Annotated in this window: 10 protein-coding genes; 4 read left to right on the plus strand and 6 right to left on the minus strand. The window is 51.8% G+C overall.

Annotated features, from left to right (window positions below):
- Positions 1–47: 47 nt before the first annotated feature.
- From Q334_RS20025 to Q334_RS20675, 6 genes are all read right to left on the minus strand, one after another.
- Entirely contained in the window at positions 48–2,639 is a 2,592-nt protein-coding gene (locus Q334_RS20025) for an EAL domain-containing protein (protein WP_051527704.1), read from the minus strand.
- A gap of 114 nt (positions 2,640–2,753) precedes the next feature.
- Positions 2,754–6,497, minus strand: coding sequence for an ATP-binding protein (locus Q334_RS20030; RefSeq protein ID WP_051527705.1), 3,744 nt, complete (start codon positions 6,495–6,497; stop codon positions 2,754–2,756).
- Positions 6,487–8,001, minus strand: coding sequence for an ABC transporter substrate-binding protein (locus tag Q334_RS18760; protein ID WP_051527706.1), 1,515 nt, complete (start codon positions 7,999–8,001; stop codon positions 6,487–6,489). Before Q334_RS18760 ends, Q334_RS20030 begins: the two co-directional genes overlap by 11 nt.
- Positions 8,002–8,146: 145 nt before the next feature.
- Positions 8,147–9,016: a pirin family protein gene (locus Q334_RS0110220; protein ID WP_027313121.1), complete on the minus strand. Its 870-nt coding sequence runs from the start codon at positions 9,014–9,016 to the stop codon at positions 8,147–8,149.
- Positions 9,017–9,029: 13 nt separating this feature from the next.
- Positions 9,030–9,419: a DoxX family protein gene (locus Q334_RS0110225; RefSeq protein WP_027313122.1), complete on the minus strand. Its 390-nt coding sequence runs from the start codon at positions 9,417–9,419 to the stop codon at positions 9,030–9,032.
- A 600-nt stretch (positions 9,420–10,019) separates the two neighbouring features.
- Positions 10,020–10,316: a (2Fe-2S)-binding protein gene (locus Q334_RS20675; protein WP_081414417.1), complete on the minus strand. Its 297-nt coding sequence runs from the start codon at positions 10,314–10,316 to the stop codon at positions 10,020–10,022.
- Between the two features lie 93 nt (positions 10,317–10,409).
- Between Q334_RS20675 and bfr the strand changes: the two genes are divergently transcribed.
- The 4 genes from bfr (at position 10,410) to betI (ending at position 14,076) form a co-directional block, all read left to right on the plus strand.
- Entirely contained in the window at positions 10,410–10,883 is a 474-nt protein-coding gene (bfr, locus tag Q334_RS0110230) for a bacterioferritin (protein ID WP_027313123.1), read from the plus strand.
- 286 nt (positions 10,884–11,169) lie between these two features.
- The gene (locus tag Q334_RS0110235; protein ID WP_027313124.1) at positions 11,170–12,378 is read left to right on the plus strand and encodes an ammonium transporter; all 1,209 of its coding nucleotides are present in this window, start codon (positions 11,170–11,172) and stop codon (positions 12,376–12,378) included.
- 133 nt (positions 12,379–12,511) lie between these two features.
- Positions 12,512–13,291 (plus strand): 3-hydroxybutyrate dehydrogenase, encoded by a 780-nt coding sequence (locus Q334_RS0110240; RefSeq protein WP_027313125.1) that lies wholly within the window; start codon positions 12,512–12,514, stop codon positions 13,289–13,291.
- Positions 13,292–13,479: 188 nt separating this feature from the next.
- Positions 13,480–14,076 (plus strand): transcriptional regulator BetI, encoded by a 597-nt coding sequence (gene betI, locus Q334_RS0110245; protein WP_027313126.1) that lies wholly within the window; start codon positions 13,480–13,482, stop codon positions 14,074–14,076.
- Positions 14,077–14,086 lie beyond the last annotated feature (10 nt).

The following is a 14,086-nucleotide window of genomic DNA, read 5'->3' on the forward strand; positions in this document are numbered from 1 at the left end:
CTGACAAGTGTGACAGCAAGCACTAGTGCACTAACTAATAGTGCGGTTTAGGCATGCTGCTTTTGCTGTTGTTGCAGAAGCTGATAAATGGCACTGGCTGGCATGGGCTTGGCGAGCAGAAAGCCCTGGGCTTGGTCGCATTGGTACTGCTGCAAAAAGTCGAGCTGTTGCTCCGTCTCGACGCCTTCCCCAACGACTTTTAAACCAAGGTTATGTGCGAGATTAATAATGGAGCGGGTGATGGCTCTGTCACCCTGATCAAAGCTTAAATCATGGATAAAGGATTTATCGATTTTGAGCCGGTTTAATGGCAAGTGTTGCAAGTAGCTTAAACAGGAATAACCGGTGCCAAAATCATCCAGCGCCAGTTGAATGCCGAGCTGGCGAATGTTGCCGAGAATTTCAGCGGCGCCTTGCATATCACGTATCAGCTGGCTTTCAGTGATTTCCAGCTCCAGTCGGCCTGGGCCAAGGCCGCTATGCTCCAGGGTACTGCGCAACACTTCAAGCAAATCGGCTTGAATGTATTCACGGGTTGAGAGGTTAACGGCAATGCTGAACTGGCCATAGCCCTCACGCTCAAGCTGGCAAATAAACTGGCAGGCTTGCTGCAGCACCCAGCGCCCCATGGGAATAATCAGACCGTTTTCTTCTGCTAAGGGAATAAAGTCGGCGGGGGAGATTGGTCCCAGTTTGGGGTGATGCCAGCGCAGCAGGGCTTCAAAGCCTTGAATCCGTAATGGATTTAAGTCCCATTGTGGCTGGAAGTGCAGGCTGAGTTGCTCTTGCGTCAGCGCTTGGGCTAGTTCACTGATCAACTCCATACGTCTTTCTGCTTCGGCTGACATCGAGGGGGTAAAGAGTTTACATAATCCCCGGCCTTGTTCTTTGGCGCGGTTAAGCGCGGTGTCAGCGTGACGCAGGAGGGTGTCAATATCTTCCCCATCCTGGGGGTAGAGGCTGATGCCAATGGAGCAGTTGATAAACACCGGCAGGCCATCCAGTTCGACCGGTTCGGTGATTTGTAAACGCAGTTGTTCTGCTTGGGTGAGGGCCTGTTCTGCATCGCTGACCCCTTGACGAACAACGATAAACTCATCACCACTTAAGCGTGCGGCTAAGTCTTTACGTTCAATGCCTCGGTATAAGCGTTCGGCCAGTTGGCAGAGCAGTTGATCACCGCAGTGGTGGCCCAGGCTGTCGTTGACCATTTTGAAGCGGTCTACATCCAGAAACAGGATAGACAGCGGTTGTTCAGGGTAGAGCTGAATTTGTTTCTCTAACACTTCATAGAGCAGGTTGCGGTTAGGCAATCCAGTCAGGCTGTCATAACTGGCTTGCCGTTGCAGGCGCATCTCATAGGCTTTTTGTTCGCTGATATCACGCATGATGGCTGAAATAAACTCCAGCCGTTGTTGGTGATCGCTATGGGCCTGGAGTACGAGTGATACGGGGAGCTGTTTACCCGCGGAGGTGAGTAATTCCGACTCTCCTTGCCAGCTGCCGGTTTCCAAGGCTTCTGGCAGGGCGTGGGTCAGAAAGTGGCTGGCTGCCGCAGGGGATAAAAGCTGTTGTAAGGCGTTTGGTGGCGAGCTTTGTCCAAATAGCAGTGCAGCGCGAGGGTTTAAATACAGAATGCGCCCCTGTGGATCGGCAAAAAAGACGATATCCGAGGTGCCCTCCAGTACCGCGCTGAGACGTTTTTTATTGTGCTCGGCCGCCAAGTGATGACTAAGGTCACGACCGTAAGCAAAGACTTGCCCTTCTTCACTCAGTGGAATGAAGCGCCATTCGATAAAAAGCGGCGTCTGGGTATGCATGCTGACTACTTGCACCTGGGCTTCGCTCTGTTGGCTCAGATGTAACAGCCAGGTACGCATGGAGTCCCGTTCTTTGGGGTGCAGTAATTGTATGAAGGCTTGTCCGGCCCCAGGAGGGGTCAGCAGGCGGTTGAGCTTGGCGAGGCTGGGATTAAAAGCTTGCAGATTAAGCTGTTGATCCAGTACGCAGATAAAATCCGGTGAGAGCTCAAATAGGCGCTGAATTTGCTGCTCAGCTTGGTACTGCTCATAGCGGGCTTGTATTAATTGGGCCGAGCGTGCGCTGATATTGTGGCGTAAGTCGGCCTCGGTTTGCTGTTGTTGGCGCTGCAACACCCATTTATGGCTGAGGGCACAGGCAAGTTGTTGGACTTCAATTTTGTCGAAGGGCTTACGCAAAATCAGCAAACGGTCTGACACCCCTAGGGTGTTAGTGATTTCTTGCCAGCTGTAATCCGCATAGGCCGTGCAGATCACCAGTTGGATACAAGGATCCAGGCGCCACAGTTCACTAGCGGTTTTTAGCCCATTCCAGCCGTTTGGCATGCGCATATCAATAAAGGCAACCTGGATGGGGTGCTGTTCTTGCAGGGCCTGATCGACTAGTTCATAGGCTAATTGACCAGATTGGCAACAAAGTAGCTCATATTGTGGCGATGAACTGCTCTGGGGTTGGCCAAATAACTGGCGTTCAAGTTCGGCGAGGTCATGGCTGGTGGTAGGGGCAGGGCAGAGAATTTTACGGAAGTCATCAAGGATGTTGGGGTTATCGTCAACCACCAGGATACGCGCATTGACTGTATTATTCGTTTCAGACATGTGAATACCCCTGCCTGGGCTGGATTCTGTTCGCCGGTTGGCGGGCAGATTGCCGGTGGCGTCCTAGGTAACTGGCTATGGAACCCTTGAGGGGTATCCATAGCTGTCCTTCGACTAACTAGCTGCTTCTGTTTGATTGGGGTTGTTATGGGGCAGAGACAAGCACTGGCAGGCACCTTGATGCAGCCCCGTGCTACTGATGCGGATATTGCCGCCTAATTCCTCGGCCCAGCAGGCAGAAATATGTAGCCCAATGCCCTGGCCAGATTCTTTGGTAGTAAAGCCCTGGTGGGTAACGAGGGTGAGGTGTTCAGGGGCAATGCCGATACCGTTATCTTCAACGCAGATCTCAATATGATCCTGTTTTGCTTGCAGGCTGATACGAATCCAGGGGGGCGCTGAATCCTCTGCTAGCAGTGCTTGTTGGGCATTGCTAAGGAAGTTCAGCAGGATTTGCAGAAGATAGTGGCGGTGGCTAGGCAGGCTCATGGGCTGGTTGGGAAGATGCAGCTGCACCTCAATGTGAGCGGGTATTTTGCTTAGCAGCAGGGCATTCTCAATCAGTTTGTTTAAATCCAGCTGTTCAAGTTCGAGACTGTGCTCGGTATAGCGGCGATGGTCATTGAGGATAGCGCTGGCATGTTCCAAGGCCTGACGCAGCACAACGAGTTCTGCCAGTATCTGGGTTTGTTGCTGTTGTAGGTGTTGGCAAAGCTGATCGAGGTACTGGCGTAACTGTGTGCCTTGCGGGTCTTCCAGCAGGTAGTTTGGCAGGTTGTGTAAATGCTCAACCAGCAGGGTCGAAGAGTGTTCCAGTGCTTGGGTTTTGAAATGCCGTACGATGTCGAGAATTTCACTACTAGAAGTGGTGGCGCTGTTGAGCACATTACCTAGGTTATGCAGGATGCCTGAGGCGATCATCGCTTGACCGGCCGCCAGGCTTTGTTCCCGCATGCGTTGCTGGATATGGGCCATGCGGAGGTTGGCCTGAATGCGGGCGTTGAGCTCCTGGGGCAAAAAAGGTTTGGTGATGTAGTCGTCGGCACCGGATTCAAGGCCGGTGATGTTGGCTTCTTGTCCGCCCCGGGCGGTCAGTAAAATGATGGGAATATGCTGGGTTTGCGGATGGTGTTTCATTCGTTGGCACAGGCCCAGGCCATCCAGGTAGGGCATCATCACATCTGATAGTACTAAATCGACTTTATGCTGCTGCAACTGTTGCCAGGCCTCTTCTCCGTGGTGGGCCAGTAGGAGTTGATAGTCCTGGCTGAGCAGTTCCTGCAGGAGTTGCAGCAGATCGGGGTTGTCATCCGCCAGGAGCAAACAGGGATGCTTGCTGTCTGCTGATGTTGGGGCTGGGGAGCTTTGCAGCGGGCTGGAAGGTGAAGTATCACGTTTCGCAGGGTGCACGCCACCGAGGTGTTCACTGAGTTTGGCTTGCCGTAGCCCGGGATAAGCTAGGCTGGGGCCGGCCCTATGCCCTTGGGCGGGAATGGCTTGTAGGGGTAGGTTAAGGATAAAGGTTGCGCCTTTGCCTTCTTCACTTTCTACGCCGAGCTCTCCCCCCATTAACTCGGCTAGCTGCTTACTGAGCGCTAGGCCAATTCCGGTGCCCCCCACTTTGCGTTGCTTTGACGCATCCAGTTGTTGAAAGCGTTGGAAAAGCAAGGGTTGGCGTTGTTTAGCGATGCCTGGGCCATTGTCACTAACGCGAATATGGAGCTGGTGTCCAGCGCGTAGGCTGGCGCTGAGCCGAATCCGTCCCCCTTCTGGGGTGAATTTCAGTGCATTACTGAGCAGGTTAAGTACGATTTTTTCGATAAAGTCGGGGTCTGTCCACACTTCGCCTAAGGCTGGATCAAGATCATGCTCCAGTGTTAGCTGCTGGCGTTTGGCGACTAGGCTGGCATCTTCCGCCAGGACTTTGAGCATGGCGTGAATGTCTACCCGGCTATAGGCCGGCAACAGTTTTTCCGCATCGGCTTTGGTGAAATCGAGTAGTTCATTGACCCGACTAAGCAGCATGAGTGCATGGCGATGCAGGCGCTGGAACAATGGCTGGTCGGGGTTTTGCCGCAGTTGCTGCTCTAATGGCGTAAGAATTAACGTCAGCGGAGTACGCAACTCGTGACTGACATTGGCGAGGAAGTCACTTTTAGCCTGATTGGCCGCCTCGGCATGTTGTTTCGCCTGGGCTAACTCCTGGTTGAGGGACTCCAGCTCTTGGGTACGTTGTTTTACCCGCTGCTCTAAGCGCTCGTTTAGTTGTTTGAGTTCATAGGCCACTGCTTTTTTGGCTGTGATGTCCTCCAGCACGAGTACCAGATAAGTATGGCTGCTGTCGTTCGGGTCCTTGACCAGTGACAGGGTGATATTGGCCCAAATCAGGTGGCCATCATGCCGCTGCCAGCGTTTTTCCAAGCTCAAGGATGGGACTTGTCCATTCAGCAAGGCAAAGACGTGAATGCCGGTGCTTTGCCGGTCTTCCGGTATTAATAAGTCTTGCCAGCGTTGCTGCTGTAATTGCTCGGCGGAATAGCCCAGTATCAAGGCCAGCTTTTGGTTGACCCGTAGAAAGCTGCCATCCAGATCGACATGGGCGACACCGACCGCCGCCTGCTCAAAGGTGCTGCGAAACAGTTGTTCATTTTGGTGCAGTAACTCGGTACGGCGCTGTAAGCGAGAGGTCATGTATGCCAAGGCTTTGGCAAGGGTGCCTATTTCATCGCGGCTATTGATATCCACTGACCAATCTTGATTACCTTCGGCGACTTGCAATGCCGCCTGGGTAAGAGTCGCGATGGGTTTGCCTAGGAAGTTGGCCAGTACCCAGGCAATCAGCAGTAGTCCAGCCAGTAAAATGGGAAATAGCCAAAGCAGGTTAGTGAGTTGAGTCCGCAAAGGTGCAAAAAACAGGGGTTGAGGTTGAACGAAAGCAATACGCCATTGGTTGACCGGGGTTTTTAACAGCGCACCTGCTACCGGCAGGCTATAGGCTTCAAAGAGCTCTGCCACAAAGCTGCTGGGGGTATCTTGGGACAGTATGGTAGCTAATTGGGGGTGCCAGATTTGTTGACTGGCTTGAGTCAATTGGTTGGCACTGGGCGGATTGAGCTGTGGGCGTAAATAGGTAAGAGGTAAGGCGACATTGCGCTGATCCAAGTTAAGAAAACGTAAACCACTGGCGAGTACTAGCTGTTGGCGTTGATCTAACAGGATGGCGAAGGAATCAGTTCCCCCTAAGCCATTATCCTGTACCAGTAGCTGTTGCAGGACTAAGGCACTGAACTGGGCGCGTAGCACGGCGTGTAAGCGTCCTTGGTTATCAAACACCGGGGCACAGAAGTAGAGATAGGCACGGCCATCTTCCTGCGCAAATTCAATATCCGACACCTGGGGCAGGCCTGCTTCCAGTGTTTGGCGAAAATAGTGACGGTCTGCAATGCTTTTTCCCTGGTTGCCGAGATTGTCAATGATCAGATCGCCATTGAGATCATAGAGACTATAGGAACGAATAAAGATCGAATTACGGGTAACCAGTGAGTTGAGTAATTCAGTGAGTTCAAGCCAATTGTGTCGTTGAGCGAAGGGGACGCTGAAAGCGGGGAGCTGGGCCTCCATGCCGATGACCGCTAAATTGTTTTGGATAAAGGCATCAAGGCGGATACTGCTTTGGGAGGCGGCTGCTTGCAGTGCTTGGAAGCCAGATTGAGTCAGGGCTTTTTTGCTGGTGTCATAATAGGTATAGAGCGCGAGCATGATCGGCAGGAGTGCAATGCAGACCAGTGCGAGTAATAGCTTGGCAACGATACCTAAGCGGGCAGGCGGGGCGGAGGGTAGCCCATGTTCATTCGCCATCGTCTACGGCCCGATTGGCAGCCTGACACATGTTTTTCATGGTGGTTTCGATATCCTGTTGCCCCGTGGTCATTTTGCCAAGTTCAACGGCAAATATTTGGGTGGCTAGCTCCGCCCAGCCCGGTAAGTGGGGCTCGGTGCCCATGCGGTTGAGGATGGCGTCCTGCACGATGGGAAAGTGCCTTGTCGTACCGGGGCCGATTCGCTGCCGTGCCAGGGTGCGGGGATCACTGTAGTTACTGAAGCGAATAGGGCTGGCACTGCCGCCGGTGAGATTGGAGCGGGTGGTAATGTCTGAGCTGGTCGCCCATTGTAAAAATACCCAAGCGGCCTGCGGCGAACGCGAGTAACGGGAAATACTCAGACAGCTGCCGCCCTGGTGGCTGATGCCGGGGGTTTCGCCAAAACCGCAAGCACTGGCTGGGCGTAGGGCCAGTTCTTGTGGGCAGGGGGCCGCTTCGGCTAATCCTGCAATCTTGGAATGCTTGTCATCATCAAAACTACTGAAAAACTCTCCCCAGCTGATGTACATCGCGGCGCGCCCGTCGGCAAAGCTTTGGGCTTCGCCAAACCAGTCCCAGGTGGTGACTTCAGGTGGTGCAAAGTGGGCCAGTTCCATCATATAGGCTAAGCCGGCATACGCTTGTTCATCATCCAGTGCACAGCGGCCATCAGAGCGGAAAATAGAACCACCGTGCGCCCAGAGCCAGGTGGTCATATTGCATTCCAGGCTGTAGTGACCGGACTTCCATTGCATAGTGGTGGGGAACAGGCCGGGCAGTCTGGCGTGTTGAATCAGCGCTAATGTTTGTTTGTATTGGGCCAGGGTGGTAGGTAAAGGTAATTTGAGCTGATCAAACAGGTCACGGCGGTACATCATGATAAAGATGGGGATGTCGTAGGGAATGCCGACCAACTGCCCCTGATAGGAGCCAACATTCTCAATTAAAGGGGGGAGAATGTCGGCAAAGTTGTAATCGGGATAGGCTAACTCCTTATTGGAGAGGAGCTTAAAGTGGTTGAGAGTATGGGGAAGGAAGCGCCCAACCCAAGCTTGATCTAAATAAAACAGATCATGCACGCCGCTGGCTCTGGATGTATCGGCGACCAGTCTGGCGAGCACCTGATCGAGAGGGAGGAGATCCCACTCAATTTCTATTCCGGTGAGCGGGGTAAATTCTTTTTCGGCCAAGCGCTTGGTTGCCACGCTGGGAGGGGTGTCTTCCGTCACAATGCGTAGCTTGGTTTGTTTGAAGCCAGAGCCGACTTCTTTAAGAAAATGGTGCTGATCGCTGCTTTGTTGGCTGGCGGATTGTTCGCTGGTGATATCAGCGGATTCACTCTCATCGGTTGGTGCGGAACAGCCGGCGAGACTCAGTAAAGGCAAGCTGATCCCAGCGTGGCTGCAGTGTTGTAAAAAACGGCGTCGACTGATGCGTCCAGCCAGAAAATCATCGGCGGCCTGGGTCAGCCTGGCGGGGGGGAAAGGCAATGGTGAACGCATCCCAACTCCTTAGCATTTGGCAGAGCAAAAGCGCTTAACGGTGTTGTTACATTCTGTTAGTAGGAGAGGAGTGGGGGATTTGCAAGCAGTGGTAAAGATCAGGCGCCATAGCAAGCTTGCCTGGCGCCTGGATGGGTATCCTGAGTTAGAAGCGACCGTTACGATAATCCTCCACGGCTTGTTCGATTTCTTCACGAGTATTCATCACAAAAGGTCCCCATTGAGCGATAGGCTCGGCGAGGGGGCGGCCGGCAATTAACAATACCCGGCTTGGTTGCTTGGCCTGCAACCATACCCCTTGACTGTCGGCATCGTTATTGAGAATGCCAAGATGCTGAGCCTGTAGCAGTTGAGCATGCTCACCGACAGCCAACGAACCCTGATACAGGTAAAGGAAGGCGTTGTGGCTGGCAGGTATGGCAGCAAAGTACTGACTACCTGCAGATAGCTCTATATCCAGGTACAAAGGTTCAGTCTGGGGCCGTTTCACGGCGCCCTGATGACCCTCAAACGTGCCGGCAATCAGCTTGATGTTGACGCCCTCTTGAGGTGTCAGCAGGGGAATCTGCTGGGCGCTAATATCCTGATAGGCTGGAGCGCACAGTTTGCTTTGACTGGGAAGGTTAAGCCACAGTTGAAAACCATGCATGAGGCCTTCCTCCTGCTCAGGCAACTCTGAATGGATAATGCCGCGTCCTGCTGTCATCCATTGCACATCCCCTGCCTGCAGGAGCCCTTCGTTGCCTTGGTTATCCCGGTGTCGCATTCTGCCCGTCAGCATATAGGTAACGGTTTCAAAACCGCGATGAGGGTGGTCGGGAAAGCCAGCAATGTAGTCATCCGCTTGATCAGAACGAAACTCATCCAGCATCAAGAAAGGGTCGAGGCGGCGTTGCAAGTTAGGTGTCAGAACGCGAAGTAGCTTGACGCCTGCGCCATCCGAAGTGGGGATGCCTGCTACCTTGCCTTCCAATAAACGACTGTGCTTGGCGAGAGTCGAGTTGAGCTGAGTCATCCTATGCTCCTTATTACTTGTCCAAGTTTTGCAGGTGTAGATCTAAACTTAAACGCCCACCGCCATAGGCACTTAACAGCAGTAGACCACCGGCAATAGCAAGGTTTTTACTGAACATGATCATTTGCATGCTATCACTTGGATCAAAGTGAAAGAGTGCGCCTGATAACAAGGAAAAACCAGCCAGGGCCAGGGCGATCAGACGGGTTTGCCAGCCGAGTAGCAAGAGAAGTCCTCCACCTAGCTCAAGTGCGATGACCAACGGCAGTAGCATGCCAGGAACGCCCATAGCCTCCATATAGCCCTGAGTGGCTTGATAACCGCCTCCCAGTTTGCTGAGACCTGCCATGATAAACAGTTGGGAGAGCAGCAGGCGAGCGCCAAGGTTAAGTGTGTTTTGCATCTTTAGGTTCCTTCTTAATCAGTGAAGATAAACCTATTATGGCGCCACCTGATTCAATAAAAAGCGCATAGATCACAATGTTTTGTTCGTATTTTTTGAACGACCGTGCGATGAATGAAAAGGCCAATGGTTGGTAGGGTGTTGGCTAGGATAGTCTTCCTGTGGCCAGCCAAGGTCACGACGTAACCAATCATGTTGCGGTAATGGGGGAGCAAGAGGGCCTTTTAAGACTAAGTTAAGCTTATGGTAGAGGGTGTTAATGAGAGTCTTCATATCAGCTGCTCCTTGGTTGAACAGTGATAGGTTCGACGAATTTAAGGTGATAAACGAACGATCAAATCTTAACTCGCTACATAAGCTGTAGTTATGTTTTTTAAGAGGTAGGAGAGGGCTGCCAAGCTCAGTGGTTGAGCGTAATAAGATAGGTTTGCCCGACAAGGTTAATGCTGGCAAAAGTGTAAAGATGGTAGGGTGAGCTAATGTAGGCGTTTATGCTTAGCAAAAGCACGCTGCAGGGCAGGAATATTAGTTAGCTTGATATAAACTATTGGCAAACTACGTCTACTGCCCGTTAGAGGAGTAGATTGGTATATAGCAGTCTCAGCAACTGATTAAGTTGCTGCTAGGTTGCCATACCCCAACACTATTGTTGTTAGTGGAGGAGGTTCCCCAGGCTTGAGTGGGAGCTAAAGTTGGGTTGTTTAGTTCATTCAGCAGGTCTTCAGCGCAGGGTTTGCAACGACCGCAGCAACTGCCAAGTCCCGTGTGGGTGCTAAGCGCTTCAATACTGGTGACGCCCTGTTCGTGCAGAGATTTAACGTCTCGATCGGACACGCGTTTACAAACACATACCAGCATTGGAAAGCCCTTAATAACAAAACTGATAACGATTTGCATTTAAGCACTGCTTGTCCGGGCAGTCAACCCTAGATGCGAATCATTTCGCTGAATCACCGCCGGGGGTGGTACAGCCAGCTTAAGGAGAACGTGATGAAAGGCGATGCGCAGATGATTCAGCACCTGAATAAGGTGCTGGCAAATGAGTTGGTGGCGATTAATCAGTACTTCTTGCATGCGCGCATGTATAAAAACTGGGGCTTGAAGAGTCTGGCTGATCACGAATATCACGAGTCGATTGATGAGATGAAACACGCGGATAAGTTGATTGAGCGTGTATTGTTTTTGGAAGGTATCCCCAATCTCCAGGATCTGGGCAAGTTGCTGATTGGTGAGAATGTAAAGGAGATGCTGGAGTGTGATCTTAAGCTGGAGATGATTGCGCAGCAGGATCTACGTGAAGGTATCGCCTATGCAGAGTCGATTCGTGATTATGTCAGCCGTGAGTTGCTGGAAGATATCTTAGAGAGTGAAGAAGAACACATTGATTGGCTGGAGACTGAACTGCAGTTAATCGATCAGTTGGGCATGCAGAATTATCTCCAGTCCAAGGTGATTGATAGCTAATCAATCGTACTTGCTGGTTGCATAACACCACCCCAGGGGGCAACTCCTGGGGTGGTGTCGTTTTGGGGTGAGCATTCCCAGCGTGCGCATTCTTGGGGCGAAAATCTGCTTTTGGCACAGTACATGCTTTGATTTAGGGCGATTAAGCTCGATTGCCAGATAAATCGGAGTTTCTACTGGCAAGGCAGCACAATAACGAACCAAAGCAGTGCGCATAGTCTGAGGTAAGGGAATATTTGCACCATATTGGTGCTTATGCGTCTGCGCTCCTGGGAGATCTGACTAGGTGGATAATCTCAACAGCGCTGTGGAAACCTTGATTTCCAGCTCCAATACCCTGTTTATTCTCATGGGCGCCATCATGGTGCTGGCCATGCACGCAGGCTTTGCCTTTCTGGAAGTGGGGACTGTTCGACATAAAAACCAGGTGAATGCCCTGGTGAAGATTATGACGGACTTTGGCTTCTCCACCGTGGCTTACTTTTTGGTGGGCTACTGGATTGCTTATGACATCACCTTCTTTAGCAGTGCCTCGGAGTTAGCAGCCAATAATGGTTATGCCCTGGTGAAATTCTTTTTTCTGCTGACTTTCGCCGCTGCGATTCCAGCCATTATTTCCGGTGGGGTGGCAGAGCGTGCGCGTTTTTGGCCGATGCTGATTTCGGCCATGCTCTGTGTGGCGCTGGTTTATCCCACTTTTGAAGGCATGATTTGGAACGGTAACTGGGGTTTTCAGGCTTGGTTAGAGAGCAGCTTTGGTGCGACCTTCCACGATTTTGCGGGCTCAGTAGTGGTGCATGCGGTGGGGGGCTGGTTAGCTCTGGCGGCGGTGTTGGTGCTGGGCAGTCGTAATGGTCGTTACCGCAGTGGTCGTTTAGTTGCTTTTGCGCCTTCCAATATTCCCTTTTTGGCGTTGGGTTCCTGGATTCTGACCATCGGTTGGTTTGGCTTTAATGTGATGTCGGCCCAGACGCTGGATGGGGTGAGTGGTTTAGTGGCGGTTAATACTCTAATGGCAATGGTGGGCGGCATTATTACCTCCTTGTTGGCGGGTAAAAATGACCCCGGTTTTATCCATAACGGTCCCTTGGCTGGTTTGGTGGCGGTGTGTGCTGGCTCGGACTTAATGCACCCTCTTGGTGCGTTAGTGGTGGGTGGGGTAGCAGGCTGGCTATTCGTATGGGTGTTCACTCTGGTGCAAAACCGCTGGAAGATTGATGACGTGTTAGGGGTGTGGCCTTTGCATGGTTTGTGTGGCGTGTGGGGCGGTATTGCAGCGGGCATCTTTGGGCAGGAAGCATTAGGTGGCTTGGGGGGAGTGAGTTTGATCTCTCAAGTGGTAGGGACTCTGGCAGGCGTAGTCGTGGGTTTTGTCGGTGGTTATCTGATCTATGCAGCGATGAATAAGCTGGTAGGGCTACGTCTCAGTGATGAAGATGAGTTCAATGGTGCTGACTTGGCAATCCATAAAATCGGTGCAACCAGTTTGGATTAAGTCTGTGTGGTTGTAGTGGGACTGATTCAGTAAAAGGCGGCTTTGGTCGCCTTTTGCATTTTACCTAATCGCTTGGTTTTAGCGGTGGGATCGCCTATCTTTGCTGCACAGCACAATAATGAGGAGAAGTAGCATGAATGCTTCCACACAAGCGAAGCCCTGGGTGTTAATTACCGGTGCCGGCAGTGGTATCGGAGAAGGGATTGCGGTGCGCTTGGCGCAACAGGGTTATCCGATCCTAGTAACAGATTTGCGCTTGGAGGCAGCGAATCAAGTGGCCTCTGCTATTCAGGAACAGGGTGGTCAGGCAAGGGCTGCGGCGTTGGATGTATCCAGCACAGACAGTATTCAGGCGTTAGTGGCGGAGCTGCAGGAGCCGGTTGGAGTACTGATCAATAATGCTGGGCTGCAGCATGTTTCACGCCTGGAAGACTTTCCGCCAGAAAAGTGGGCGCTATTGATTCAGATAATGCTGACGGGCGTGGCCATGCTGACTCAGGCATTACTGCCAGGCATGCGTGAAAGAGGCTTTGGTCGCATTATTAATGTGGGTTCCATTCACTCTTTAGTCGCATCGCCCTACAAGAGCGCGTATGTCGCTGCTAAGCATGGCTTGCTCGGTTTTAGCAAAGTGGTGGCACTAGAGACCGCTGATACTGATATCACCATTAATACCCTTTGTCCTTCTTACGTGAAGACGCCATTGGTAGAGCAGCAAATTGCGGCTCAAGCCAAAGAGAACGGCATTACCCCTGAGCAGGTGGTGAGTGAAATTATGCTCAAGCCGATGCCCAAGGGGGTGTTTATTAGTTTGGATGAGCTTGCTGGCATAGCGGCTTTCTTAATAAGTGATTGTGCACGAAACATTACCGGGCAGACTATCACCGTTGATGGGGGGTGGACTGTACGATAAATTATCGTGCACTAATCATTTTGTCTTGATTTTATCCCCTTGATTTCGTTGATTTATGTAGGCCGCATGACGCGGCCTACTGCTTTTCTAGTCAACTAAAAAATTCGTTTGATAAATATTCCTGTTGACATCTTTTCTAGATGGGGATAGGTTTTTATTAAATGGTCATTCAATAAAAAGGTGTTTACGTGCCTAAACTAGGAATGCCAGAGATTCGCAAGCCCCAGCTTATAGATGCCACCCTGGAAACCATTGGTGAGGGGGGGCTAGCTAAAGCAACGGTGGCCATGATCAGTCGCAAGGCGGGTGTGTCAGCAGGAATCATCAACCATTACTTTGGTGGCAAGGATGGCCTGTTAGATGCCGCTATGCGCACCATCTTGATGCAGCTCGGTGATGGCGTAAGACGCCGCCGCGAGCGGGTACCGGCCAACCAGCCGTTAGAGCGGGTTAAGGCCATAGTGGCGGGTAACTTTGACCCGCGTCAGTTAGAGCCTGGAGTGGCAAAGACTTGGTTGGCATTTTGGTCGGAGGCCATGCACAACGAAGGACTGCGTCGCTTACAGCGCGTGAATGAAAAACGTCTGTTAAGCCATTTGGTGTTTGAGTTACGTAAGTTATTGCCTCGGGATCAGGCGCTATTGGTGGCGACGGGTATTGCTGCCTTGATTGATGGCATCTGGTTGCGGGGAGCGTTAAGCGGACACTTGGATGGTGAAGGGGCGATTGCCCTGATTGAGGATTATCTACAAGGACAACTGGCGTTATTAGCCAGTCGCAGCTAAGGCTGTGTAT

Source organism: Balneatrix alpica DSM 16621 (genome assembly GCF_000619885.1).
Classification (GTDB): Bacteria; Pseudomonadota; Gammaproteobacteria; order Pseudomonadales; family Balneatricaceae; genus Balneatrix; species Balneatrix alpica.

Bases quoted from the DNA above. Each gene is read 5' to 3' on its own strand.
- Q334_RS20675 (WP_081414417.1), bottom strand. From the start codon at position 10,316: ATGCAAATCGTTATCAGTTTTGTTATTAAGGGCTTTCCAATGCTGGTA.
- Q334_RS0110240 (WP_027313125.1), top strand. From the start codon at position 12,512: ATGAATGCTTCCACACAAGCGAAGCCCTGGGTGTTAATTACCGGTGCC.
- Q334_RS0110225 (WP_027313122.1), bottom strand. From the start codon at position 9,419: ATGCAAAACACACTTAACCTTGGCGCTCGCCTGCTGCTCTCCCAACTG.
- Q334_RS0110220 (WP_027313121.1), bottom strand. From the start codon at position 9,016: ATGACTCAGCTCAACTCGACTCTCGCCAAGCACAGTCGTTTATTGGAA.
- Q334_RS20030 (WP_051527705.1), bottom strand. From the start codon at position 6,497: ATGGCGAATGAACATGGGCTACCCTCCGCCCCGCCTGCCCGCTTAGGT.
- Q334_RS20025 (WP_051527704.1), bottom strand. From the start codon at position 2,639: ATGTCTGAAACGAATAATACAGTCAATGCGCGTATCCTGGTGGTTGAC.
- Q334_RS18760 (WP_051527706.1), bottom strand. From the start codon at position 8,001: ATGCGTTCACCATTGCCTTTCCCCCCCGCCAGGCTGACCCAGGCCGCC.
- bfr (WP_027313123.1), top strand. From the start codon at position 10,410: ATGAAAGGCGATGCGCAGATGATTCAGCACCTGAATAAGGTGCTGGCA.